The organism is Streptomyces roseirectus (genome assembly GCF_014489635.1).
GTDB classification, from domain to species: Bacteria; Actinomycetota; Actinomycetes; order Streptomycetales; family Streptomycetaceae; genus Streptomyces; species Streptomyces roseirectus.
In genome coordinates this window covers 4,671,939-4,697,086 of the sequence record NZ_CP060828.1, presented here as the reverse complement: position 1 = coordinate 4,697,086, position 25,148 = coordinate 4,671,939, and the positions used below count along the sequence as shown (strand labels likewise).

General features: G+C 69.5%; 18 protein-coding genes. 6 read left to right on the top strand and 12 right to left on the bottom strand.

What is annotated here, in order from left to right; translation table 11 throughout:
• Positions 1-29 precede the first annotated feature (29 nt).
• Both IAG44_RS19500 and IAG44_RS19495 read right to left on the bottom strand, forming a co-directional pair.
• Positions 30-1,856, bottom strand: a complete 1,827-nt coding sequence (locus tag IAG44_RS19500) for an acyl-CoA dehydrogenase (RefSeq protein ID WP_187748372.1) — start codon at positions 1,854-1,856, stop codon at positions 30-32.
• A gap of 132 nt (positions 1,857-1,988) precedes the next feature.
• Positions 1,989-2,870, bottom strand: a complete 882-nt coding sequence (locus IAG44_RS19495) for a dioxygenase family protein (RefSeq protein ID WP_187748371.1) — start codon at positions 2,868-2,870, stop codon at positions 1,989-1,991.
• Positions 2,871-3,049: 179 nt separating this feature from the next.
• Between IAG44_RS19495 and IAG44_RS19490 the strand changes: the two genes are divergently transcribed.
• Positions 3,050-3,526, top strand: coding sequence for an SseB family protein (locus IAG44_RS19490; protein ID WP_050371310.1), 477 nt, complete (start codon positions 3,050-3,052; stop codon positions 3,524-3,526).
• Positions 3,527-3,586: 60 nt separating this feature from the next.
• Here IAG44_RS19490 and IAG44_RS19485 read toward each other — a convergent pair whose 3' ends face one another.
• Together IAG44_RS19485 and IAG44_RS19480 are read right to left on the bottom strand one after the other, a co-directional pair.
• Positions 3,587-5,242, bottom strand: coding sequence for a DEAD/DEAH box helicase (locus IAG44_RS19485; RefSeq protein WP_187748370.1), 1,656 nt, complete (start codon positions 5,240-5,242; stop codon positions 3,587-3,589).
• A gap of 89 nt (positions 5,243-5,331) precedes the next feature.
• Positions 5,332-5,535 (bottom strand): cold-shock protein, encoded by a 204-nt coding sequence (locus IAG44_RS19480; RefSeq protein WP_187748369.1) that lies wholly within the window; start codon positions 5,533-5,535, stop codon positions 5,332-5,334.
• Between the two features lie 297 nt (positions 5,536-5,832).
• Between IAG44_RS19480 and IAG44_RS19475 the strand changes: the two genes are divergently transcribed.
• Positions 5,833-6,804 (top strand): pirin family protein, encoded by a 972-nt coding sequence (locus tag IAG44_RS19475; protein ID WP_187748368.1) that lies wholly within the window; start codon positions 5,833-5,835, stop codon positions 6,802-6,804.
• 112 nt (positions 6,805-6,916) lie between these two features.
• Complete coding sequence (locus IAG44_RS19470) at positions 6,917-7,189, top strand: hypothetical protein (protein ID WP_187748367.1); 273 nt, start codon at positions 6,917-6,919, stop codon at positions 7,187-7,189.
• A 20-nt stretch (positions 7,190-7,209) separates the two neighbouring features.
• Here IAG44_RS19470 and IAG44_RS19465 read toward each other — a convergent pair whose 3' ends face one another.
• Genes IAG44_RS19465 through IAG44_RS19450 form a run of 4 tightly spaced genes read right to left on the bottom strand, consistent with a single transcriptional unit; the run spans position 7,210 to position 12,608 of the window.
• Positions 7,210-8,178, bottom strand: coding sequence for a hypothetical protein (locus IAG44_RS19465; protein WP_187748366.1), 969 nt, complete (start codon positions 8,176-8,178; stop codon positions 7,210-7,212).
• A 21-nt stretch (positions 8,179-8,199) separates the two neighbouring features.
• Positions 8,200-9,315 (bottom strand): AAA family ATPase, encoded by a 1,116-nt coding sequence (locus IAG44_RS19460; protein WP_187748365.1) that lies wholly within the window; start codon positions 9,313-9,315, stop codon positions 8,200-8,202.
• Complete coding sequence (locus IAG44_RS19455) at positions 9,312-10,496, bottom strand: DUF262 domain-containing protein (protein ID WP_187748364.1); 1,185 nt, start codon at positions 10,494-10,496, stop codon at positions 9,312-9,314. Before IAG44_RS19455 ends, IAG44_RS19460 begins: the two co-directional genes overlap by 4 nt.
• 9 nt (positions 10,497-10,505) lie before the next feature.
• Positions 10,506-12,608, bottom strand: coding sequence for an ATP-binding SpoIIE family protein phosphatase (locus tag IAG44_RS19450; protein ID WP_187748363.1), 2,103 nt, complete (start codon positions 12,606-12,608; stop codon positions 10,506-10,508).
• Positions 12,609-12,773: 165 nt separating this feature from the next.
• On the opposite strand from IAG44_RS19450, the gene aspS reads away from it, so the two are divergent.
• Positions 12,774-14,537 (top strand): aspartate--tRNA ligase, encoded by a 1,764-nt coding sequence (gene aspS, locus IAG44_RS19445; protein WP_187748362.1) that lies wholly within the window; start codon positions 12,774-12,776, stop codon positions 14,535-14,537.
• 210 nt (positions 14,538-14,747) lie between these two features.
• On the opposite strand, the gene IAG44_RS19440 is transcribed toward aspS, so the two are convergent.
• Positions 14,748-16,373 carry a prealbumin-like fold domain-containing protein gene (locus IAG44_RS19440; protein WP_246561889.1) on the bottom strand — a complete coding sequence of 542 codons (1,626 nt, stop codon included), beginning with the start codon at positions 16,371-16,373 and terminating at the stop codon, positions 14,748-14,750.
• Between the two features lie 247 nt (positions 16,374-16,620).
• On the opposite strand from IAG44_RS19440, the gene IAG44_RS19435 reads away from it, so the two are divergent.
• Entirely contained in the window at positions 16,621-17,964 is a 1,344-nt protein-coding gene (locus tag IAG44_RS19435) for a pectate lyase family protein (RefSeq protein ID WP_187748361.1), read from the top strand.
• 245 nt (positions 17,965-18,209) lie between these two features.
• On the opposite strand, the gene metG is transcribed toward IAG44_RS19435, so the two are convergent.
• On the bottom strand, positions 18,210-19,925 hold the full coding sequence (gene metG, locus IAG44_RS19430) for a methionine--tRNA ligase (protein ID WP_187748360.1): 1,716 nt from the start codon (positions 19,923-19,925) through the stop codon (positions 18,210-18,212).
• 152 nt (positions 19,926-20,077) lie between these two features.
• Entirely contained in the window at positions 20,078-22,249 is a 2,172-nt protein-coding gene (locus tag IAG44_RS19425; protein WP_187748359.1) for a VWA domain-containing protein, read from the bottom strand.
• Positions 22,250-22,563: 314 nt separating this feature from the next.
• Between IAG44_RS19425 and IAG44_RS19420 the strand changes: the two genes are divergently transcribed.
• Positions 22,564-24,651 carry a PhoX family protein gene (locus tag IAG44_RS19420; protein WP_187748358.1) on the top strand — a complete coding sequence of 696 codons (2,088 nt, stop codon included), beginning with the start codon at positions 22,564-22,566 and terminating at the stop codon, positions 24,649-24,651.
• Here IAG44_RS19420 and IAG44_RS19415 read toward each other — a convergent pair.
• Complete coding sequence (locus tag IAG44_RS19415; RefSeq protein ID WP_187748357.1) at positions 24,648-25,139, bottom strand: hypothetical protein; 492 nt, start codon at positions 25,137-25,139, stop codon at positions 24,648-24,650. The genes IAG44_RS19420 and IAG44_RS19415 overlap by 4 nt on opposite strands.
• Between the last annotated feature and the right edge of the window lie 9 nt (positions 25,140-25,148).

Genomic DNA, 25,148 nt, shown 5'->3' with positions numbered 1-25,148 from the left:
CCCGGACGGGACTCAGTCGCATGTGGCTCTCAGAACGCTGCCTCGTCCAGCTCCATCAGGTCCAGCTCGACGCCGGACGCGACCTTGCGGGCCAGCGTGACGCCGGGCAGGACGTTCGCCGCGAAGAACTTCGCCGCGGCGATCTTGCCGGTGTAGAACGGCACGTCCTTCGCGGCGGCCGTCTCCAGCTTCTCGGCGGCGACGGCCGCACCCTTGAGGAGCAGGTAGCCGACGACGACGTCGCCGGAGGCCAGCAGCAGGCGGGTCGTGTTGAGGCCGACCTTGTAGATGTTCTTGGCGTCCTGCTCGGTCGCCGCGAGGTCGGTCAGCATGAGGCCGACGATCGCCTCGAGTTCGACGGCCGCCTTCGCCAAGTGCTCCCGCGCGCCGGCGAGTTCTTCGCCGCCCGTGCCGAGCGCGAGGAACTTCTTGATGTCCTCGGCGAGGGAGTTCAGCGCGGCGCCCTGGTTGCGGACGATCTTGCGGAAGAAGAAGTCCTGGCCCTGGATCGCGGTCGTGCCCTCGTAGAGGGTATCGATCTTGGCGTCCCGGATGTACTGCTCGATCGGGTACTCCTGGAGGAACCCGGAGCCGCCGAACGTCTGGAGGGACTGCGCGAGCTGCTCGTAGCCCTTCTCCGACCCGTAGCCCTTGACGATCGGCAGGAGGAGGTCGTTCAGCGCGTGCTCGGCCTTCGCGTCCTCCCCGTTCGCCTCCTTGACGGCGATCGCGTCCTGGACGGAGGCGGTGTAGAGGACGAGCGCCCTCATACCCTCGGCGTACGCCTTCTGCGTGATGAGCGAGCGTCGTACGTCGGGGTGATGCGTGATGGTCACCTTGGGCGCGGCCTTGTCGCCGAACGCCGCGAGGTCGGTGCCCTGGACGCGCTCCTTGGCGTACTCGAGCGCGTTGAGGTAGCCCGTCGAGAGCGTGGAGATCGCCTTCGTGCCGACCATCATGCGGGCGAACTCGATGATGCGGAACATCTGGCGGATGCCGTCGTGCTTGTCGCCGATCAGCCAGCCCTTGGCGGGGTGGCGGTCGCCGAACGTCATCTCGCAGGTGTTGGACGCCTTGAGGCCCATCTTGTGCTCGACGTTCGTGGCGTACACGCCGTTGCGCTCGCCCAGCTCGCCGGTCTCGAAGTCGAAGAGGTACTTGGGGACCAGGAACAGGGACAGTCCCTTGGTACCAGGACCGGCACCCTCGGGGCGCGCGAGGACGTAGTGGAGGATGTTCTCCTCCATGTCGTGCTCACCCGAGGTGATGAACCGCTTCACACCCTCGATGTGCCAGGAGCCGTCCTCCTGCTGTACCGCCTTGGTACGACCCGCGCCGACGTCCGAGCCCGCGTCGGGCTCGGTCAGGACCATCGTCGAACCCCAGGTCTTCTCGACGGCGATCGACGCGATCTTCTTCTGCTCCTCGGTGCCCTCCTCGAAGAGGATGCGGGCGAACGCCGGACCGGAGGAGTACATCCACACGGCCGGGTTCGCGCCGAGGATCAGCTCCGCGTAGGCCCAGATCAGGGACGGCGGCGCCGTCGTCCCGCCGATCTCCTCCGGCAGGCCGAGCCGCCAGTACTCGGAGTCCATGAAGGCTTTGTACGACTTCTTGAAGGACGGCGTGACCGGCGCCGTGTTGGTCTCGGGGTCGAAGACCGGGGGGTTGCGGTCGGCGTCCGCGAAGGACTCCGCCAGCTCGTTCTCCGACAGCCGCGTCAGCTCCGACAGGACGCTCTTCGCGGTGTCCGTGTCCATCTCCTCGAAGGGGCCCGTGCCGTACAGCTTGTCGCGGCCCAGGACTTCGAAGAGGTTGAACTCGATGTCGCGGAGGTTCGACTTGTAGTGCCCCATGGTGATGGCTCCGTCAAGAGGTCGGCGAGGCACTGTGTTCCTCGCGCATTGGCTTCACTTACCAGCTGGTAGCTACGATGATGCTACCCGCCGGTAATAAGTCGCAACCCCGATCCGGTCATCTGTGACGGGTCACACCGCGACCGTCAGCGTGGCCGTGTACCCGGCCGACGGACTCCCCGTCACCGCCGCCATCTGGTGGTCGTAGCCGTCCCGGAACACCATGTCGCTCTCCAGGGTGAGCCGGGCCAGATTCGGCACGCTGCCCTCGTACCCGGCGGTCCCGTACACCACGTCGCACACGTCCTTCGGGAACGCGAGCTGCGAGGTGTTCGTGATCGCCGTCGCCGCCGTGGCGTCCCCGAGAGACCCGTACACCTCGAAGTGGACGTGCGGCCAGCGACCCGGGTAGCACCCCGGGAAGATGCTGGTGAAGGTGACCTGCCCCTTGTCGTCCGTCTCCTGGACCCCTCTCAGGTAGTTCTCGTCCGTCACTCCCTGGGAGTACAGCGAGTAGTCCCCGGCCCGGTCCGCCTGCCAGACGTAGACGGCCGCCCCCTTCTTCGGCGTCCCGCAGCCCGAGGCCGCGTCCACCACCGTCAGGGTGACCCGTAGGGGTACGCCCTCGGCGGTACCGCCCGCCGAGTTCCCGAAGCTCCTCGTGATGTCGCTACGGACGACGCCGCTCTCCTTCAGGACGTTCACCCCGTTCGACCCGTCGCCCGGGAAGGGCCCGGCGGTCTCCTCGGGGATCGTGGCGCACTCGGCGCCAGCCGCGTCGCCGGAACCGGTCGCGCCGCCGGAGGCCGAACTCGCCGCCGGGCTCCCCGATGACGCCGTCGCGCTCGGCTCGCCGTCCGCGCTGCACCCCACCAGCGGCACCGCCGCGAGCCCCGCGCCCGCCATCAGCCGGATCATCCGCCGCCTGGCCAGCACCGGCAGGTCGTACGACAGCCCCCGGTCGTGCTCCTCGACCCCTTCGCCGGCGTGGTCGTGGTCCTCGTGTCGCCGCATGGCCGTCCCTCTTCCTGGTGCGTTGTCTGCTCAGTCAGACGCTATGAGCGAGGGACGGGACAATTCCAGGCCGGGGGCTGTCGAGTCGCTGTCGGTTTTCCCGGCCGCTGCCGTTTCCCGCAGTGTCCGAAAAACGGCCCTCACCCCGGGCGTCGGCCGACTCTCGATAGGCTTGAGGCATGTACGGATACGGCCAGCCCATGGGTGAGGGTGCCGCCCAGCAGCAGTACGCGCCGCCGCAGCAGCCCGGCGGGGTCGGTGGGTACGGTCAGCAGCCGCCCCTCTATCCGGAGCCGTCGCCTCCGTCCCTGTCCGACGCGGTGCGCGCGTTCACCACGGGGCAGATGGCCGCCGAGGACTTCCAGCAGATCTTCGCGACGTCGAAGGTCTACTGCCCGCGCGGCGACACCCCCGGTTTCCTCGCGCTGCACAACACCCAGCAGCCGGTCATCCCCATGTTCAGCTCCCTCAAGGAGCTGCGCCGCTACGCCGGCAAGGAGTCCAAGTACTTCGTCATCACCGGCGCCGAGGTCATCGACCTGCTCCCCACGGGGTACGGGTTCGTCCTCGACATGGAGGGCGAGCACCGGATGGTGTTCGACGCGAAGGCCGTCGAGCAGATGGTGGAGTTCGCGATGCGCAGGATGTACGGCTGAGTGGCCCTGTAGAGCTACGGGTTGTACGGGACTGAGCCCCGTACAACCCGAGAGCCACACTCACGTGGCAGACGTACGCCGTCCACCCCGACGCCCGGCACCGGCGCCGGTACCCCCGCGCCCCCCGTTCCCACCGGCACCACCCGACGCCGGTCCGCCTCCGGCCCGTCGTCCGGCAGCACCCCGGCCCCCCTTGCCGGCAGCGGCCCCGGACCCCGTCCCGGCCTTCGCCGGACTCCCCGTCTTCGCGGCGCTCCCGGTCTTCGCGGCGCTCCCGGCTTTCGCCGCGCTCGCCGACATCGTCCCGCCCCCACCGCCGCCACCACGGCGCCGCCGCCGCGACGACCCGCCGGAGCCGGAGCCCGACCCCGAGCCACCCCCGGCCCGCGCCCCGGACGCCGCCTGCACAGGCACCGGCACCTCGATGGTCACCGCCACCCCCGACGGCTCCCGGGCCCCCGTGATCGTCGCCAACTCGGCGTCCGTGGAGGTGATCCGGGACGTCCGGGGCCTGATCCCCGCGTCCGACATCAACCGGCTGATCTCACGCTTCTGCTCCGGCAGGACCAGCGTGACGACCGTCCCGGACCCGCCCGCGCGCGCGGTACGCCCACCCCTGTGGAGGTAGTCCTTGTGGTCTACGGGAGGGTCGACGTTGACGACGAGGTCGAGGTCGTCGACGTGTATGCCCCGCGCCGCCACGTTCGTCGCGACGAGCGCCGTGACCTGCCCGTTCTTGAACTGGTCCAGCGTCCGGTTGCGCTGCGGCTGGGACCGTCCGCCGTGCAGCGCGGCGGCCCGCACCCCGACCGCGAGCAGCCGCTTGGCCAGCCGGTCGGCGGAGCGCTTGGTGTCCAGGAAGAGGATGACGCGCCCGTCGCGCGCGGCGATCCGCGTGGTGACGGCCTTCTTGTCGGTCTCGTCGGCGATGTGCAGCACGTGGTGCTCCATCGTCGTCACCGCGCCCGCCGACGGGTCCACGGAGTGCGTCACCGGGTCGGTCAGGAAGCGCTGCACGAGCCGGTCGATGTTCTGGTCGAGGGTCGCCGAGAACAGCATCCGCTGCCCGTCCGGCCGCACCTTCTGGATCAGCTTGGTGATCTGCGGCAGGAACCCCATGTCCGTCATCTGGTCGGCCTCGTCGAGGACCGTGATGCGGACGTCGTCCAGGACACAATCACCGCGCTCGACCAGGTCGTTGAGCCGCCCGGGGCTCGCGACGACCACCTCGGCGCCGCGCCGCAGCGTGTCGGCCTGGCGGGTGATGGAGAGGCCGCCGACGACGGTGGCGATCCGGAGGTTGACGGCCGTCGCGTACGGGGACAGCGCGTCGGTGACCTGCTGCGCCAGCTCCCTCGTAGGTACTAGTACCAGCGCGAGGGGTGACTTCGGCCGGGCGCGCAGTCCCGCCGTCCGCGCGAGGACCGCGAGGCCGAACGCGAGGGTCTTGCCGGAGCCGGTGCGGCCCCGGCCGAGCAGGTCGCGTCCGGCGAGGGAGTTGGGGAGCGTGGCGGCCTGGATCGGGAAGGGAGTGGTGACCCCCTGCGCGGCCAGGGTCTTCAGCAGCCCGGCCGGCATGTCCAGGTCGGCGAAGTCCGCGACCGGGGGCAGCGCGGGGGTCGTGCTCTCCGGCAGCCGGAATTCCCTGGGGGAGGACGGCGCGGGCGACGACGGTGACGCGGCGCGGCGGTTCGACTTCTGGGGCCTGCGGGACATGCGGGGGTCCACCTTTTCCTGGAAACAGCGCAAACCGGGGCCCGCACCGACGACGGTGCGAACCCCGGCGAGCGAATTACGTCCGGCGATCAGGCGGGGACGATGTTCTCCGCCTGCGGGCCCTTCTGGCCCTGCGTGACGTCGAAGGACACGCGCTGGCCCTCCTGGAGCTCACGGAAGCCCTGGGACTGGATGTTCGAGTAGTGGGCGAAGACGTCCGGGCCGCCGCCGTCCTGCTCGATGAAGCCGAAGCCCTTTTCAGAGTTGAACCACTTGACGGTTCCCTGTGCCATGACGATCTCCTTCAGGTAGAGCAGAGGCCCCATCCGGAGATGCCGGAAAACGAATAATGCGCCCGAGGAAGCAATCCCGTCGGGCGCACATAGGTTCATGGGTACCGCAACTGCAACACAAGAACCGTAGCACATCATGCGCGCGATACCGCATGGACGAGTGTGCGAAAGACCACGGGAATGCCGGCGGCCCGCCCGCTGTTCCGGGAGGTGGCAGGAAGTTCATCGTTCAACTAAAATCGTCGTACGACGTTCCGGTACGACGGTGTGTCGTACGACGTCCGAGGAGGAACCGACATGCCCGCAGTGACCGTCGAGAACCCGTTGACGCTCCCCCGTGTCACCGCGCCGGCCGACGCCGTCGCACGCCCCGTGCTCGCCGTCACGACCGCGCCGAGCGGTTACGAGGGTGAGGGCTTCCCGGTGCGCAGGGCGTTCGCGGGCATCAACTACCGGCATCTCGACCCGTTCATCATGATGGACCAGATGGGTGAGGTGGAGTACGCGCCGGGCGAGCCCAAGGGCACCCCGTGGCACCCTCACCGCGGCTTCGAGACCGTCACCTACATCATCGACGGAACCTTCGACCACCAGGACAGTCACGGCGGCGGCGGGACCATCACCAACGGCGACACCCAGTGGATGACGGCGGGCTCGGGCCTCCTGCACATCGAGGCGCCGCCGGAGTCGCTGGTCATGTCCGGCGGCCTCTTCCACGGACTCCAGCTCTGGGTCAACCTCCCCGCGAGGGACAAGATGATGGCTCCCAGGTATCAGGACATCCGCGGCGGCAACGTCCAGCTCCTGACCTCCCCCGACGGCGGCGCACTCCTGCGCGTCATCGCGGGTGAGCTGGACGGCCACGAGGGGCCCGGCGCCACCCACACCCCGATCACCATGATCCACGCGACCCTCGCGCCGGGCGCCGAGATCACCCTGCCCTGGCGGGAGGACTTCAACGGCCTCGCGTACGTCATGGCGGGCCGGGGTTCCGTCGGCGCCGAGCGCCGCCCGATCCACCTCGGGCAGACGGCCGTCTTCGGCACCGGCTCCTCCCTGACGGTCCGTGCGGACGAGTCCCAGGACTCCCACACCCCCGACCTCGACATCGTCCTCCTCGGCGGGCGTCCCATCCGCGAACCCATGGCCCACTACGGACCCTTCGTCATGAACACCAAGGCCGAACTCCAGCAGGCGTTCGAGGACTTCCAGAAGGGGCGGCTCGGGTCGGTCCCGGCGGTCCACGGGATGAAGGCGAACGGCATCTGACCGCAGGGCAGTTGACCGGCCGTCAGGCCATGGCCCCAACTCCGCGCTCTTACGGGTGAATTGGCTCCCGTGGGGGCGCGGAGTGCGTTGTGGCCTCGCCACGATGGGCCGTATGAAGCGAACCTCTCTCGCCGCCCTGCTGCTGGCGGTCCCCCTCGCACTGTCCATGGTCTCGACGACGGCCGCGCAGGCTCTGCCGGTGCCGCGCACGGTGGGCTCCGCGGTTTCCGTATCTCCCTCGGCCTCCGCCCCGGCCGACGACGCCTTCTGGACCGGCTGCCAGCAGAATTCGTGGGCCGTGAAGGGGTGTGCGCAGTACGGGATGGTGGAGGCGGGGAGGCGAGCCTGTGCCGGGGGGTACCAGTACTACTGCGTGACGCCGTGACGCCTTGAAGGGGCTTCGTGTCACGTATCCAGATGGTTCGTGAAGATGCCGACCAGCACCCTGCCATCGTGCTCGGCGATCGGCAGGGAGAAATGGACACGATCGCGGTCCCACAGGCGCTTTCCGTGCCACTCGCAGCGGTAAGTCACCTTCTGGTAGGTGACGTTCCGCTGCTCCCACGCCTTCACGTTCTTCTTCGTGTTCGCACTCTCGGGGGAGATGTCCAGGCCCAATGCCGAGAACCTGTCCTTGACCCGGCTCTGGTCGCCGCCGCATTCGGCCAAGGTACGGGCGAAGTGGTCGTTCAGGGCGGCGAGCAGTTTCAGCAGCCAGGGAAGCACCTCGGCGTAGGCGCCCTTGAAGTGGTTCAGGCGGAGTGAGTCGGCGAAGAGCAGGTCGGGGAAGGCGTCCGAGGTGAGGGTGAAGAAGCGGTCGGCCGGGACGCGTTCGTGGTCGTAGACACCCCGCCAGAAGGTGAGCGTGTCCTCGGGGACGCGCAACACGTGCAGTCGGACGTCGTCCTGGATACCGTCGGTGTCCCGCTCGACCGTGTGCCAACCGGATGGCCAACTGTGTGCGGACGGGAGCAGGCAGGACATGGCCCGGCCGGTCGTCGCGCGGGACAGGGCATGGCCTGTGCCCCAAGAAGGTTCGTGCCAAGGGGTGTTGGGGACTCGGACCTGTGACGTCAAGTCCGTATCGGTGGCGTCCACGCTCCGGCATTTGTCCAACAGCCGTTGCAGGAGCCGCCGTTCGTCGTGCGGAAGCTCGCCGTCCGGCGAATACAGTGCGTCGGCCAGGGTGTTGGACGGCAGGCACTCCGTGTCGTACGCGGCGTTCATGAGGGCCACCCTGCGGCCGTCCACCAGCGGCTGGAGGACGTCGGCGAGCGCGTCGAGCGCGTCACGCCGCTCTTCGGCCGTCAACTCCCGCCAGTCGAAGCACTCTTCGCCGATGACGACGCGGTAGTCCTCGTCGCTGTTCTCCAACTCGTCCCCCCTTCGACGCCGCTACCGGCCGCGTCGCGCGCGTGCCAGCTGTCCCAGGTCGGTCTCGATCTGGTCGAAGAACCCGCCTGGCCAGTGGTCGAGTTCACCCTTGTCGTTGATGCCGATGGCCGTGGGGCCGTCGTGGTCGAAGTAGTGCGTGATCATGTCCGACGCGCGGATGGCACGGTCGACGGCCACGGCGAGCCGGGCGCCGTTGAGGACGTGGTCGCTGTGCGTCTCGACCACGACCTGGACGCCGCTGCCCGCGACCCGCGCGAGGAACCGGCCCAGCTTCGACTGGCCCGCCGGGTGCAGGTGGGCCTCCGGGTTCTCGACGATCAGCAGGTCGCCGGGCTCGGTGAGCAGGCCGGCGACGATGACGGGGAGGGCGTAGGAGACGCCGAAGCCGGTGTTGGCGGGGCGGAGGACTTCCTCGCCGGTCGGGCGGGTCTCCGCGAAGCGGATCGTGCTGGCCATGACGCCACCGGCGAGCTGTGCAGTGATCTGCACCGGGCGGATGATGTCGGAGGCCCATGCCTCGGCTTGGAGGCGGGGCTGAGTGGCGGTGCTCCGCGGGTGGTGGAGCGCAGGGCGGACGGTACGGCGTCGGCTCACCGAGCGGGTCTCTCGCAGGGCCAGAACTTGGGCCGTGTACTCCCCCTGCACACCTACCCCGATGCTGTCGGGCTCCTCGGCGGAGAGCGACAGCATGTCCCGAGGGCCAAGGCGCTCGGCGCACAAGTAGGTGAAGCCAGGAGGCTCTGCCCCGACGCCGGGGGCGGTGGACGGCGGAACCGAGAGCACGTTCAGATGCAGGGCTCGCTCGGTTTCGGGAAAGCCGAACTCGTACTGCCACGTCGCCTCGGCCGCGTCGTCGTGCAACCGCACTTCGATCGTGGCGCCCTCGTCGTGGTCCCAGTGCAGGACGTCACGGGCTTCGCCGAGTGCCAGCCCCAGGGGACCGTTGAGCTGGAGGCTGCGGGTGTCTTCAGTGGCCGCGAGCCTGGCCAGCAGAAGCGACTGGATCAGCGAGCTCTTGCCGCCGCCGTTGACGCCGGTCAGGACGGTGAGCGGGCGCATGTCGAAGAACGCCGAGGCGAAGCACTTGAAGCGCTTGACCTCCAGGGCACTGATCACAGGCCGGCCCTCACGTCTTCCGACGCTGCCCGGAACCGGGTCTCCACTCGGGTTCGGTCGGCGGTGGAGGAGGTGATCGCGTTGAGATAGGCGACGTCGTTGGTCATACGGTCACGGGCGGCCCGCACGATGTCTTTACGGCGCTTGAGTAGATCCTCTGTGGTGAAGTCCGGGTCCGCCAGGGCGATGGACCAGGTCTCGAACAGGGCTCGGTTGATCGGGCTGCGTGACTCGGCGTTCTCCGGCCACTTCCGGAACGCGTGTTCGCCGAAGACGAGGAAGGCGTGGGACATCGCCCGCTCGAAGTCCGACTCCAGCGCCGCCACCTGACCGTCCGGAACCGCCTTCGGATCGTCAAGCATCTCCGTGGCGTTCATCAGGAAGTCCTCCATCACCGGACGCGCCAGATATCCGGGCAGGCCGCGCAGCCAGAACGCCGCGAACCGCAGCGCCATCTCCCGGTCGTTCATCCGGATGTGATCGATGAGGCGGCCACCGGTGGCACTGTCGAAGGCGTCCGTGTGGGTCATGCGCTTGAGGATGTCCCGGCTGCGCGACCGGCTCATGCAGTGCCGGATCTCCTGGGCGTTCAGCGGAGTGCCACCGGTGTTGATGCGTTTGAAGATCTCGTACGTCACCCCGCGCGGCGTCGTCGGATCGATCACGTTGACCATCAACTGGGTGTTGTTGATACGCCGTTGGAACGGCACAGGAAGATCGGAGAAGCGCAGGTTCCGCAGGTCGTGCAGGTGATCGAGTTTTCCGAGGGAGAAGCTCGCCGTGCCGCCTCGCACGAACTCGTGCAGTGTGGACAGCCGTTGGAGCCCGTCGACTACGCGGAATGTGCTGTCCTGGTCCTCGGCGAAGTAGAACGCGGGCAGGGGGATCTGCAGCAGAAGGGACTCCACCAGCAGCGACTTCTGATCGTGGCGCCAGACCTTCATGCGCTGGAAGTCCGGGGCGAGTTCGATCGAGCCCTCGTCGATCTGGTCGAGGATGTTGCGGAGGGAGAACTGGCTCGTGTTGACCCGGATCTGTTCCGGCTTCCAGGGCCGCTCGATGAGGGCCGTGTCCTCCCCGGCGCTCTCCACCTCCACATCGGTGGCGATCCCCTCGAACACGTCCTCCACCACGTCGGGAGCGGTCTGGGCACCCTCTCCTGCTGCGTCCTCGGTCGTCATGAGGCCATCCTAGTTAGGCCCCGGCCGAGGCCCTTCGAACAGCTCGAACCAGATGCTCTTGCCCTCGCCTCGGGGGTCCACTCCCCAGCCGTCGGCCAGGAGGTCGAGGAGGACCAAGCCCCGCCCCGAGGACGCCAGTTCGCCGGGGCGGCGTTTGTGGGGGAGGTCGTCGCTGGGGTCGGTCACCTCGACGCGGAGGCGCCGGGCGCCGGGCGGGCCGGTGATCTCGGCGAGCATGAGGGCGTCCGCGTCGGTGTGGACGAGGACGTTGGTGAGGAGTTCGGAGAGGAGGAGGACGGCGGAGTCGAGCTGGTCGGGGGAGGGCCAGTCGTGGAGGAGGTCGCGGAGCTGGTGGCGGGCCTCGGCGACGCGTTCGGGCTCGGACTGGGCGATGGTCAGCAGGGTGCGGCGGGGGCGGGAGGGGGTCAGGGGCGTGTCGGGGTCGGGGGCGCGGGAGAGGAGCAGCAGGGCGATGTCGTCCTCGCGGCGGTCGGCGAGGGGGCCGGTGGTGTGGTGGGACGGGGGGCCGAGGACGGCTTGGACCAGGGTGTCGGCCAGGTCCTCCAGCGTGCCGGTGTGGGTCTCCAGCGTCTGCCGGATCCGCTTCCAGCCCGTCTCCAGGTCGTGCCCGCCGGTCTCCAGGAGGCCGTCCGTGCAGAGCATCAGGGTCTCGCCGGGGTCCAGGACGAGGCGGGACGTGGGGTAGTCGGAGTCGGGGTCTATCCCTAGGGGGAGCCCGCCCGTGGTGGAGCGGAGCAGGACCGTGCCGTCGGGCATGCGGATCGTCGGGTCGAGGTGGCCGGCCCGTGCCGTCTCCAGGACGCCGGTCCGCGGGTCGACCTCGACGTAGAAGCAGGTGGCGAAGCGCGGGGAGTCGTCCGTATGGGTGAGGCCGTAGAAGAAGCGGGACGCGCGGGAGAGGACCGCGTCGGGGCGGTGACCCTCGGAGGCGTAGGCCCTGAGAGCTATCCGGAGCTGGCCCATGAGACCCGCGGCGCGCACGTCGTGGCCCTGGACGTCGCCGATGACCAGCGCGAAGCCGCCGCGCGGCAGCGGGATCATGTCGTACCAGTCACCCCCTACCTGAAGACCACCCCCGGTCGGGATGTAGCGGGCGGCCAGGGTCATCCCCGGTATCTCGCCCAGGGTCGGCAGCATCGAGCGCTGGAGGCCGTCCGTCAGTTCGCGCTGGGTCTCCGCCGCGCCGGCCCTGCTCAGCGCCTGCGCCAGCATGCGGGCGACCGTCGTCAGGACGGACCGCTCGTCCGGCGTGAACGCGACGGGGTAGGTGAACGCGGCCATCCACGCGCCCATCGTCCGCCCGGCCACCGTCAGCGGCAGGAACGCCCAGGAGCGGCGGCCGAAGTGGGCGGCGAGCGGCCAGGTCAGGGGGTAGCGCTCCTGGTACTTCTCCGGCGAGGAGAGGTAGACCGCGCGCCCCGTACGTACTACCTCCGCGGCGGGATAGTCGGTCCGCACCGAGAGCTGGGTGAACGGCGCCTCCTCGCCGGGCTGCTGCCCGTGGTGGCCGATCACGGTCAGCCGGTCGCCCTCCACCCCGAAGACGGCGAGCCCGTCCGGGGTGAACCCCGGCATCGACAACCCCGCCGCGACCCGTAGTACCTCAGCGGTAGACCGCGCCTCCGCCAGCGCCCGCCCCGCGTCCAGCAGGAACGCCTCCCGCGAGCGCCGCCAGTCGCCGGTCACCGCGCGCCGCCCCGCCGGGGTGCCCGGCGCCGGCTCGGTCACCTCCTGGAGGGTGCCGATCAGCTCGTACGCCCGCTTCACCGGATCGAACGACGGCTTCGACCGGCTCCGTACGACCCGTACGACCCGCCCCCGCTCGTCCATGATCCGGATCCGCACCTCCGCGAGCGTCCGCTCGGCGACCGCGAGCTGGATCACCCCGGTGATCTCGTTCCAGTCGACGGGGTGCAGCCGGGCCCGGGTCTGTGCCTCGGTGAGCACGGTCTCCTCGGCGGGCAGCCCGAGCAGCCGGGCCGCCTCGGCGTCGAGGGTCACCAGACCGGTGCCTGTGGACCAGTGCCAGACGCCGGTCGAGAGAGCGGCGAGGACCTGCTCCACCGCGGGCAGGGGCTCACCAGTGCGCATTGCCCTACTTTAAGAAGATTTGGCAGCAGGGCGCTAGTGATGTTGTGTGACCGCTGGCTTCCGGTACATATCCGGAGGGTTGTTTTCAGGGCGGCCGGTACCCTTGTGGGCGACCGAGGATCGCAACATGCGTGACCGAAATCCACGTAAGGACGATGAACGAAGATGCATCGGTACAGGTCCCACACCTGCGGCCAGCTCCGCGCCTCTGACGTCGGCACCGACGTCCGGCTGAGCGGCTGGCTGCACAATCGGCGCGACCTGGGCGGCATCCTCTTCATCGATCTGCGCGACCACTACGGCATCACGCAGCTCGTCGCCCGCCCCGGTACCCCCGCCTACGACGCCCTCGACAAGGTCAGCAAGGAGTCGACCGTCCGCGTCGACGGCCGCGTTGTTTCACGTGGAACAGAGAACGTGAACCCTGACCTGCCCACCGGCGAGATCGAGGTCGAGGTCGCCGAGGTCGAACTGCTCGGCGCCGCCCAGCCGCTGCCCTTCACCATCAACACCGAGGACGGCGTCAACGAGGAGCGCCGCCTGGAGTACCGCTTCCTCGACCTGCGCCGCGAGCGCATGCACCGCAACATCATGCTGCGGACGGCCGTGATCTCCGCGATCCGGCACAAGATGGTCGCCCTCGGCTTCAACGAGATGGCCACGCCGATCCTGACGGCGACCTCCCCGGAAGGCGCGCGCGACTTCGTCGTCCCCTCCCGGCTGCACCCGGGCAAGTTCTACGCCCTCCCGCAGGCGCCGCAGCAGTTCAAGCAGCTCCTGATGATCTCCGGCTTCGACCGGTACTTCCAGATCGCGCCCTGCTTCCGCGACGAGGATGCCCGCGCCGACCGCTCGCCCGGCGAGTTCTACCAGCTCGACGTCGAGATGAGCTTCGTCGAGCAGGAGGACGTCTTCCAGCCGATCGAGAAGCTGATGACGGAGCTGTTCACCGAATTCGGTGGCGGTCGCGCGGTCACCTCGCCGTTCCCGCGCATCCCGTTCCGCGAGTCGATGCTCAAGTACGGCTCCGACAAGCCGGACCTGCGCGCCCAGCTCGAACTCGTCGACATCACCGACGTGTTCGAGGGCTCCGAGTTCAAGGCGTTCGCCGGCAAGCACGTGCGCGCGCTGCCCGTGCCGGACGTCGCCGCGCAGCCCCGCAAGTTCTTCGACCAGCTCGGCGACTTCGCCGTCTCGCAGGGTGCGAAGGGTCTCGCCTGGGTCCGCGTCGGCGAGGACGGCACGCTGTCCGGGCCGATCGCGAAGTTCCTCACCGAGGAGAACGTCGCCGAGCTGACCAAGCGGCTCGGCCTCGCCGCCGGGCACGCGGTCTTCTTCGGCGCCGGTGAGTTCGACGAGGTCTCGAAGATCATGGGCGCGGTCCGGGTCGAGGCCGCCAAGCGCGCCGGGCACTTCGAGGAGGGCGTCTTCCGGTTCTGCTGGATCGTCGACTTCCCGATGTACGAGAAGGACGAGGAGACCGGCAAGATCGACTTCTCGCACAACCCGTTCTCCATGCCGCAGGGCGGGATGGACGCGCTGGAGAACCAGGACCCGCTGTCCATCCTGGCCTGGCAGTACGACATCGTCTGCAACGGCGTCGAGCTGTCGTCCGGCGCGATCCGTAACCACGAGCCCGACATCATGCTCAAGGCGTTCAACATCGCGGGCTACGACAGCGAGACCGTCGAGCGCGAGTTCGCCGGCATGCTGCGCGCGCTGCGCTTCGGCGCCCCGCCGCACGGTGGCATCGCCCCCGGCGTCGACCGCATCGTCATGCTGCTGGCCGACGAGCCCAACATCCGCGAGACCATCGCCTTCCCGCTCAACGGCAACGCCCAGGACCTGATGATGGGCGCGCCGACGGAGCTGGAGGAGACGCGGTTGCGGGAGCTGCACCTGAACATCCGGAAGCCGCAGCCGAAGTAGTACCCGTAGTACCGGTAGCACCAGCAGTGCCGGTAGTACCCGCAGTACCCGTAGGGGCCGAGGATCCTTGTGATCTTTGGCCCCTACGGGTTTCTCCGGGTTGTACGGGGTGTAAGGGGAGTGGGTCTCATGGCGACGACGTCCTTGGCGGGACGTCTTACCCCGGGGCCCTCCCTCTTTCCGGCGTCTCTCTTCTTCCCACCCCCCGCGTCAGCGTCGCAAGCGTCTGCGGAGGGTGAGGAGGGCGGTGCCTGTGAGGATGAAGGCGGCGGCGAGTACGGCGAGGAAGGTGTGGGAGTCGGCGGAGCCGGTGGAGGGGAGTTGGGGGGACGGGCTGGGGGAGGGGGTGGGGGTATTAGGGGGCGTCGGGGTTGGTGTCGGGGTGGGGGTGCTCGGTGTGCTCGGGGTGGGGGACGGGGGGTGTGTGGGGCTCGGTGTCGGGCTTGGGCTGGGGCTCGGGGACGGGATCCAGCGGTTCGTGATCGTGCAGTCCAGGCCGGCCTTGGGGAGGTCGATCGGGAAGGTGGCCGTGCGGGGGGTGGACCCGGTCGGCTGGATCGCCGTGCCGTCGCAGACCGCGCTGTCGAACCTCCAGGAGCCCTCGGGGGTGGCGGCGGGAAGGGTCTCGGTGATGGTGTGGCGGCCGGTGGGGAGTTCGTGCCAGGCGAGGGCGACCGGGGAGTCCTCGGTGGTGGTGGTCGCCGAGCCGAGGGAGGTGGTGCCGTCGGCGGTGAAGGCGAAGGGCCCGCCGGCGCGGCCGATCGTCCGCTTGCGGAGCGCGAGGGTACCCGTAGTACTCGGGGACGACTGCCGGGCGTTCGTGTACGTGCAGGTCACCGTGTCGCCGTCCGCGAGATCGACGGTCGCGGCGCCGCTCACGCTCGTCGTCGTGGTACTAGTACCTCGCGCCGAGGAGCAGGTCAGACCGGCGAGGGTCCAGCCGTCCGGGACGGACTCCGCGAAGTTCCACGCCGGGTACGCGTTGCCCTTGGTCGCCGAGCGGCGGAACGTCTGCTCGGCGGCGGCGCCGTTCGTCACGGCGAGCGAGAAGTCGTGGTCCGGGGTGTAGGAGATGTTCCCGGTGAAGCCGAAGGTCTGGGTCGCGTCGCTGTCCTTGAGCTCCTTGCGGACGACGACCGTGCCCGAGCCCGGCGGCGGGGTGACCGTGTAGTAGAAGCAGAAGACGTGGTGGGAGCCGGCCGGGAAGGCCGCGCGGTCCACGTTGTCGTTCTTCTGGTTGTCGACGGCGCACCGCAGCGCGCCGAACGCGTAAGTGTCCCCGAGATCAGCCGTGTTGAGCGGGTCCGTGGGAGTGCCGCCCTGGATCTGGAGGCGGCGGGCGAGGGCGAGCGCCTGGTCGGTGGAGTTCAGCTCGACGTTGACCGCGCCCGCGAGGGTGGCGCCGGTGGGGTCACCCTCGTCATCCAGGAGAGGGACCGACGCCTCCGTCACGGGTTGTACCCCTGAGGTACTGGGGACGACGGTGGACAGCCCGTCCACCTCACCGTTGATGCCCCGCCCGAGCGTGAACCTCCAGCCGGTCAGGGGGCGGCAGTTCGGGTCGTTCTCCTGCTCGGTCGCCGGGTTCACGGGTTGGCCCGGCGTGTAGACGGAGTCCTTGCCGAGGTCGCGCAGGGACTGCTGATTGTTGTCGCGCAGGAGGTTGGACATGATGTCGGTGTAGTCGTCGCAGACCCGGGCGGCGAGGGTGAGCCAATACCCGTCCGCGCGGGCCGACTTGACGCCGGGAGCCTGGGCCTGGGTCGGGTCCGGGGGCGTGGCTGGAGCGGGGCTCTGGGCCGCGGTCAGGGTCAGGACGGCCGCGGTCGCTGCCACCGCCAGATACAGGGGTCTCGGTTGTCGTCTCCGCACGGGACGAGGCTGGGGGCGCGGCGCCGGGTCGAGCGGGCGCCACACCCTAGGGGACGCCGACGATCATCTGATCGTCGTAATACCGGAGGGGTACGGGGCGGCATACCTGTGAGGGACGTGCGAAAAGAATCTGATCACCCGGCAACCTTCCTTCACCCGGTGACCACTGAGGGGTCGTAAGCAGCAGCACAGACCCGTAAGGACTTCCTTCGTGGCAACTTCCTCTCACCGCCGGTCCGTTCGCAAGCGCCGCACCCTCGTGGTGTCCGCCGCCGTGGCGGCCGCCGGAGTCGGGGCCGGGGTGTTCGTGCTGAACGCGAACGCCGGTGCGGCGGACCTGTACCACCAGACGCTGGCCGCCAAGGACGGCTGGGCGTCGTACGGGAGCGGTACGACGGGCGGGGCCAAGGCGGACGCCGCGCACACGTTCACTGTCTCCACCCGGGCCCAGCTCGTGAAGGCGCTCGGGTCGGCGTCCGACAAGACGCCCCGGATCATCAAGATCAAGGGCACCGTCGACGCGAACACGAACGACGCGGGCAAGAAGCTCACCTGTGCGGACTACGCCTCAGGTACGGGGTACTCGCTGGCGTCGTACCTGAAGGCGTACGACCCCGCCACCTACGGCCGCAAGAAGCTGCCGTCGGGCACGCAGGAGAAGGCACGGGCCGCCGCGCAGGCCAAGCAGGCCAAGAACATCGTCTTCAAGGTGCCCGCCAACACGACGATCGTCGGCGTACCGGGCACCAAGGCCGGGATCACCGGGGGCAGCCTCCAGATCCAGAACGTCGACAACGTCGTCGTCCGCAACCTGACCCTCTCGGCGACCGAGGACTGCTTCCCGCAGTGGGACCCGACCGACGGCAGCAGCGGCAACTGGAACAGCCAGTACGACTCGGTGACCCTCAGGGGTGCCACCCACGTATGGGCCGACCACAACACGTTCACCGACGCACCGCACTTCGACGGCTCCAACCCCAAGTACTACGGGAGGGAGTACCAGATCCACGACGGAGCCCTCGACATCACCAAGGGCTCCGACCTCGTCACCGTCTCCCGCAACGTCTTCACCTGCCACGACAAGACCATGCTCATCGGGGCCAGTGACACCGACAGCGTCGGCAAGCTGCGCGTCTCCATCCACCACAACGTGTGGAAGGGCATCGTCCAGCGGGCGCCGCTCGCGCGCCTCGGCCAGGTGCACATCTACAACAACTTCTACGACATCACCGCGCTGAACGGCTACACCCCGCAGTACAGCATCAACGCGCGGGCCAAGGCGCAGGTCGTCGCCGAGAACAACTACTGGAAGGCGCCCGCCGGCACCAAGCTGTCCAAGCTGGTCAGCAGCGACGGCACCGCGTCCGTCAAGAACACCGGCAACCTCGTCAACGGCACCTCCACCGACCTCGTCGCCCTCTACAACGCGGCGGCGTCCAAGGACCTCAGGACGGCGGTGAACTGGGTTCCGGCCCTGACGGCGGGACTGGAGTCGACGGCGAAGAACCTGCCGACGGCACTGACGTCGACGACCGGTGCGGGCGTCCTCAAGTAGTCCCCGTCTAGTACCTCAGAGCCACTGATACCTCAGAGCCACCGGCCGATGTCTCCTCCGGCAGCGGGTATTCGATCCCGCCCCTGGAGACGCTGACCTCGGCCGGTCGCGCGGCCTACCGGGTGGAGGGACACGGGGGCCGCGCAACGAAGGTGGCCGGTCGGCCCGGGTGTTCCCCAGGGCCGACCGGCCACCGTTCGTTCATGGCTCCGCGGTATCAGTTCTGCGGTACTGGCTCCGCGGTATTACTCCGGAGCGCCGCCGAACCGCTCCTTGTACGTCTCCAGGTCCTCGTCCGTCAGCTTCGCGAACAGGACCGGCGGGACGGTGAAGGGGGTGCCGGCCGGGACGGCGTCGAGGGACTTCGCCCGGTCCGGGGTGACCCAGGTCGCCGTGTCGTCGGCGAGGGCGAACGCCTCGCGCATCGCCTTGGCCGTCGTCGGGATGAAGGGCTCCGAGACCACCGCGTACAGGTGGATGAGGTTCATCGCCGTGCGCAGGGTCAGGGCCGCGCCGTCCTGGTCGGTCTTGATCTCCAGCCAGGGGGCCTTCTCCTCCAGGTAGGAGTTGCCGGCCGACCACAGGGCGCGCAGCGCGGACGCCGCCTTGCGGAACTGGAGGGCGTCCAACTGCTCCTCGTACTCCGCGAGCAGCCGGGCGATCTCCTCGCCGAGGCGCGCCTCCGCGTCGCCCGCGGCGGAGCCCGCCGGGACCTCGTCGCCGAACCGCTTCTTCGAGAAGGACAGGACGCGGTTGACGAAGTTGCCGAGCGTGTCGGCGAGATCCTTGTTCACCGTCGCCGTGAAGTGCTCCCAGGTGAACGACGAGTCGTCCGACTCGGGGGCGTTGGCGATGAGGAAGTAACGCCAGTAGTCCGCGGGCAGAATGTCGAGCGCCTGGTCCGTGAAGACCCCGCGCTTCTGGGAAGTTGAGAACTTTCCGCCGTAATACGTCAGCCAGTTGAAGGACTTGACGTAGTCGACCATCTTCCACGGTTCACGGACGCCGAGTTCGGTCGCCGGGAACATCACCGTGTGGAAGGGGACGTTGTCCTTCGCCATGAACTCCGTGTAGCGGACGGTGTCTTGGGACTCGTACCACCACGACTTCCAGTCGCGGTTCGCCGGGTCCTGGTCCGACCACTCCTTCGTCGCGGCGATGTACTCGATCGGCGCGTCGAACCAGACGTAGAACACCTTGCCCTCGGCGGCGAGTTCGGGCCAGGTGTCCGCCGGGACGGGCACGCCCCAGTCGAGGTCGCGGGTGATCGCGCGGTCGTGCAGACCCTCGGTGAGCCACTTGCGGGCGATCGACGAGGAGAGGTGCGGCCACTCGTTCTCGTGCGCCGCGACCCACTCCTCCACCTCGCGCTGGAGCTTCGACTGGAGGAGGAACAGGTGCTTGGTCTCCCGGACTTCGAGGTCCGTCGAGCCGGAGATCGCGCTGCGCGGGTCGATCAGGTCCGTCGGGTCCAGGACGCGGGTGCAGTTCTCGCACTGGTCGCCGCGCGCCTTGTCGTAACCGCAGTGCGGGCAGGTGCCCTCGACGTAGCGGTCCGGCAGGAAACGGCCGTCCGCAGGGGAGTAGACCTGGCGGATCGCCCGCTCCTCGATGAAGCCGTTCTCGTTCAGCTTCCGCGCGAAGTGCTGGGTGATCTCCACGTTCTGCGGGCTGGAGCTGCGGCCGAAGTAGTCGAAGGCGAGCGCGAAACCGTCGTAGACGGCCTTCTGCGCGTCGTGCGCCTGCGCGCAGAACTCGTCGACCGGGAGGCCCCGCTCCTTCGCGGCGAGTTCGGCGGGGGTGCCGTGCTCGTCCGTCGCGCAGATGTAGAGGACGTCCTCGCCGCGCTGGCGCAGGTAGCGGGCGTAGACGTCCGCCGGGAGCATGGACCCCACCATGTTGCCCAGGTGCTTGATTCCGTTGATGTACGGAAGGGCGCTGGTGATGAGGTGTCGAGCCATCGGGGGCTGCTCCCAGGTCGGGTCGTCGGTGTCTGGATCCTTGAAATCGTAGCCGACGTGTGTATGCCGCCCGCTCTCCATTTACGGAGGGCGGGCGGCACGGGGGTATTACGGGGTCTACGGGTATGACGGGTATTACGGGGCCGGGGGTACTACGGGCGCCAGTTCTTCAGGATGCCCTCGTACAGCTCGTCGTCCGTGAGGCCCTTGGGGGTAGGACCGGCGTGGAAGAAGGAGGTGTTCTCCGTCTTCAGCTTGCGGAGGTAGTCGAACGCCTTGTTCTCGTGCTCGCCGAACGCGACGAACGAGAAGAACAGACGGGGGTGGGTCTTCGCCGCCTCCGTCAGGGACTGCGTCGCCGGGGTCTTCGCGTCCGGGGCGCCGTCCGTCTGGAAGATCACCAGCGCCGGGGCCTCGGGGTCCGCCGACGCGTCGAGGTGCTTCGTGATCGCCTCGACCGCCGCGTGGTAGGCCGTGCGGCCCATCCTGCCCAGGCCCGCGTGCACGTCGTCGATCTTCGTCGCGGCGTCCTCGTCGGCCGTCGTCAGGTCCGTCTCGCCGTCCACCTCCGTCGAGAAGAACACGACGCGCACCTTCGGGTCGGCCGGTGACAGGTGCGCGGCCAGCGCCAGCACCTGGTCCGCCAGCGCCTGCGCCGAGCCGTCCTTGTAGTACGCCCGCATCGACGCGGAGCGGTCCAGCACGAGGTACGTGGTGGCCCGCGCGGTCGTCAGGCCCAGGTGGGCGAGGGCGAGAGCGGCGGAGGTGTGGGCGGTGGTGAGGTGGGCGGGGAGGGGGGTGTCGACGGGGGTTTCGGCGGCGGGGGTGGAGGGGGCTGGGGTGGGTTCCGGCTCGATCTCGGTGGTGGGGGTGGTCTCGGGCTCGGGGGTGGGCTCCGGGGTGGTGGGGGCCGAGTCCGAGGCTGAGTCCGGGGTCGGGGAGGAGTCCGAGGTCGGGGAGTCGGTCTCGGGTACTACGGGGTCCACGGGGGTCGCCGAGGCTTCCGGTGAGGCCGGTGCCGGTACTACGGGGGTTACGGGGTCGGTGTCGGGCTCCGCCTCGGGGGTGCCGGGGGCGGGCTCGGTGACCTGGGTCTCGGGCTCGGCCGGTTCGACTGCGGCGGCCGGTTCCTCGGAGGCGTCGGGGGAGTCGGCGGGCAGCTCGTCGGGCTGGGCGGTCTCGGCCTCGGGCTCGACCTCGGGCTCGGCCTCGGGGGCCGTGGCGGCCGGCTCGTCGGGAGTGGCGGCGGCTGCGGAAGCGTCGGCCTCGGCGTCGTCGTCCGTGGCCGTGTCCGCTTCGGCTGCGGGTTCGTCGGAGGCGGCGGGCTCGGTTGCCGGGGCCTCGGGCTCGTCGGCGAGGGGGGCCTCGGCCGGGGTGGTGTCCTCGGACGACGGGGTCGGCGCGGTGGGCTCCGGGGCGTCGTCGGAGGCGGCGGGCTCGGCTTCCGCCGCCGGGGTCGGCGTGGCGGGGGCGGGCTCGGCCGGGGTTTCCGGGGCGGCCTCCGGGGACGGCTCCTCGGTGGGGGCGGCGGTGGCGAGCTTGTTCTCGGAGGGGGCCGGGGTCGCCTCGGGCTCGGGGGCCGGTTCGGGCTGCGGGGTCGTCTCCGCGACGGGGGCTTCGGTGGCCGTGGTCCCGGCGGGCTCCGTCGACTCGGCGGCCGGTGCTTCCTCGGCCGACGGTGCCTTCGGGGCGTCGGGCTCGGTGTCGTCCTGCGGGGTCTCGACGGCCACGTCCTCGGCGTCCGCCTTCTCGGGTGTCGGCGTCTCGGTCTCCGCGACCTCGATCTCGACCTCGCTCTTGGCCTCCGGCGCGGCCGCCGCCTCGGTCGCCTCTGAAGCCTCGGCTTCCGGCGTCCGTGTGGTCTCGGGCTCGGCCTGCTCGGTGGCCTCCGCGTCCCCTACGGGCGACCCCGTAGTACCTGCGTCGGTCTCGGTGGCAGCCTCGGCGGTCTCGGCAGTACCCGTAGTACCCGGGAGCGATCCCTCGGCCTTGGGGTCGGCGTTGTCCTTGGCCTCGGCCTCGGTCCCCGTACCCTCCGCCGGCGTCTCAATCTCGCCCTCCGGCGACCGCGCGGGTGTGGGTACCTTCACGTTGTCGAAGGCCGCCGCGACGAGTTCGTGCTCGGAGTCGTCGGACTGGCGGGGCTCCGGGACGGCGGTGGGGGCGGGCGCGGCCGGGGGAGCGAGCTCCGGTTCCGGGGTCGCGGCGGGAGGTTCCGGCTCCGGCGTCTGCTGCGAAGGAACCTGGTCCGCACCCTCTGCTTCGGCGCCACGCTGCTTGCGTGACCTGCCGAACGCGTTCCGCAGGAGAGTGAGAATGCCCATGTGCGCAACCCTTCGCGTGAGTTGAAGCCCGTCAATCCCTGGCCAGGACGGACACGTAAGGTTAGCGGCCCCGCATGGCGATCTTGGGCAGGGGTGAGCGCGAGAAGGGGGCGTGTGTCAAACACCCAGCACCGAGACGTGGCCATGGAAACCGGCCAACTCCGAAGTCAGGCCCTCTCCACCCCCCTGAGGGGCACCCCCGACACCCCCTAATCCCCCACGCGTTCATCCGGCGTTCATCCACCCGCCCCGCTCCGGCACATACACACCCCTACCGTCACGCTCATATCAAGGGTACGCAAGGGGAGAGCAAAGTGCGCAAGCTGCTGCCGATCATCACCACGCCGACCGGTTCGCATCCGGGCGGCCGTTCCGCCATGACCTGCCGTTTCCGGTGCGGCGACGCCTGCTTCCACGAGGTGCCCAACACCAGTGACAACGAGTACGTCGGCGACGTGATCGCCGGTGCGCTCAGCCGCCGCGCGATGGTGCGGGCCGCCGCCGTGGTGACCGTCGCCGCCGCGGCCGGTGCCGCGACGGTCACGAACGCTCCGTCCGCCGACGCCGCGCCCCTTACGGGTAACCCCGTCATACCCGGTGCTCAGGGCAAGCCCGCCGGAAAGGCGGCCCGCGGCCTGCGCTACGACGCCGTCGCCCCCAACACCACCGACGCCGTCGTCGTACCCGGGGGCTACGAGCAGAACGTCGTCGTCCGCTGGGGCGAGCCCATCGTCAAGGGCGCCCCCGCCTTCGACCCGGAGAACCAGACGGCCGCCGCGCAGGCGGGCCAGTTCGGGTACAACAACGACTTCCTCGCCCTCCTCCCCCTGCCGGGCGAGTGCGACCGCCAACTCCTCGTCGCCAACCACGAGTACACCGACGAGATCCTGATGTTCCGCGGCTACGACCCCGCGACCCCGACGCGCCAGCAGGTCGAGGTCGCCTGGGCGGCGCACGGCCTGAGCGCCGTCGTCGTCCAGGAGGACCGCAGGACCGGCAAGCTCACCGCCGTGCCGCGCCACCGCCTCAACCGGCGGGTCACCGCGACCACCGAGTTCCGGCTGACCGGGCCCGCCGCCGGGTCGGACCTGCTGAAGACCTCCGCCGACCCGACCGGCACCAAGGTGTACGGGACGCTCAACAACTGCTCCGGAGGTACGACACCCTGGGGTACGACGCTGCACGGCGAGGAGAACTTCAACCAGTACTTCGCCAACTCCTCCCGTAGTACCGACAAGCGGTACGGCATCGGCACGGGCGCCACCGAGCGCAAGTGGGAACGGTTCGACAAGCGGTTCGACGTCGCCCAGGAGCCCAACGAGGTCCACCGGTTCGGGTACGTCGTCGAGTTCGACCCGTACGACCCCGGGTCCACGCCCCGTAAGCACACCGCCCTCGGCCGCTTCAAGCACGAGGCCGCCACCGTCCGCCTCACCGCCGACGGGCGTCCGGTGATCTACTCCGGCGACGACGAACGCTTCGACTACTTCTACAAGTTCGTCGGCAGCAAGCGGATGAAGCGGGGTTCGTCGCGCGCGGTGCGCGAGCACAACCTCTCGCTGCTCGACGAAGGCACCCTGTACGTCGCGAAGTTGACCGGCGACTCGCCCGCGATCGAGATCGACGGCACCGGAAAGCTGCCCGCCGACGGGGAGTTCGACGGCGCCGGCGTGTGGATCCCGCTGGCGACGGCGACCGCGAAGGGCGCCGTCTCCCACGTCGAGGGCATGACCGCCGACGAGGTGTTCGTCTTCACGCGGATCGCCGGCGACAAGGTCGGCGCGACGAAGATGGACCGCCCCGAGGACATCGAACCCTCCCCGGTCACCGGCAAGGTGTACGTCGCGCTCACCAACAACTCCAACCGCGGCGTCGGTTCGAACGCCAAGGCGGACGAGGCGAACCCGCGCAACGCCAACAAGCACGGCCACGTGCTGGAGTTGACCGAGCACCGGGGCCGGCCGGAGTCGCTGAAGTTCGGCTGGTCGCTGTTCCTCGTCGCGGGCGACCCGAACGACCCGAACACGTACTTCGCCGGTTTCCCCAAGTCCGGTGTCAGCCCCATCTCCTGCCCGGACAACGTCGCATTCGACCCGCACGGCAACCTGTGGATCTCCACCGACGGCAACCAACTCGGGTCCCACGACGGCCTGTTCGGCGTCGCGACCAAGGGCGAGCGGCGTGGCGAGCTGAAGCAGTTCCTCACCGTTCCGACCGGCGCCGAGACCTGCGGGCCGCTCATCCAGGACCGCCGCGTCCTCGTCTCCGTCCAGCACCCCGGTGAGATCGACGGCGCCTCGGTCGAGAAGCCCGCCTCCACCTGGCCCGACGGCCCCGGCAAGATCGTCCGCCCGTCCGTCGTCTCGGTCTGGCGCAAGGACGGGCGCGACATCGGCGTCTAACTCGCCCGCTCCCGGCTGGAGTTGTCCCATCCGGCCGCGAACGCCCAGGTGACCCCCGACCCCGCCGTGAACCGCAGCATCCCGGCGGGGTCGGTCCGGTCCACCTCGATCACGTTCATCAACGGCGCCACCTTCCCCTTCTCACACGGGACGGAGAAGGAGGCGCCGGCGGGCACCACGTCGACTACGAGCTTCCCCGCCCCCTCACACTCGAACGCCACGGCGAGCATCCCGCCCGCGCGCAGCCCGCCAGGGATCGGATACTCCGCGCTCCCCTTGCGCGCCGCCCCACTGACCAAGGCTTCACCGCCCCCCAGTGACGGCACCCCGACCACGGCCGTGTGTTTGTTACCGGCGGGCTCGACGGCCGCCGGTACCCCGCTCGCCGCCGGCTGTCCGCCGGGCTGTGACGCGCCTTCCGCGCCGCAGCCCGCCAGCGCCAGCACGGCCGCCGAGACGGCCGTCCCCCATGTCTTTGCCCTGGTCATGAGCCGAAC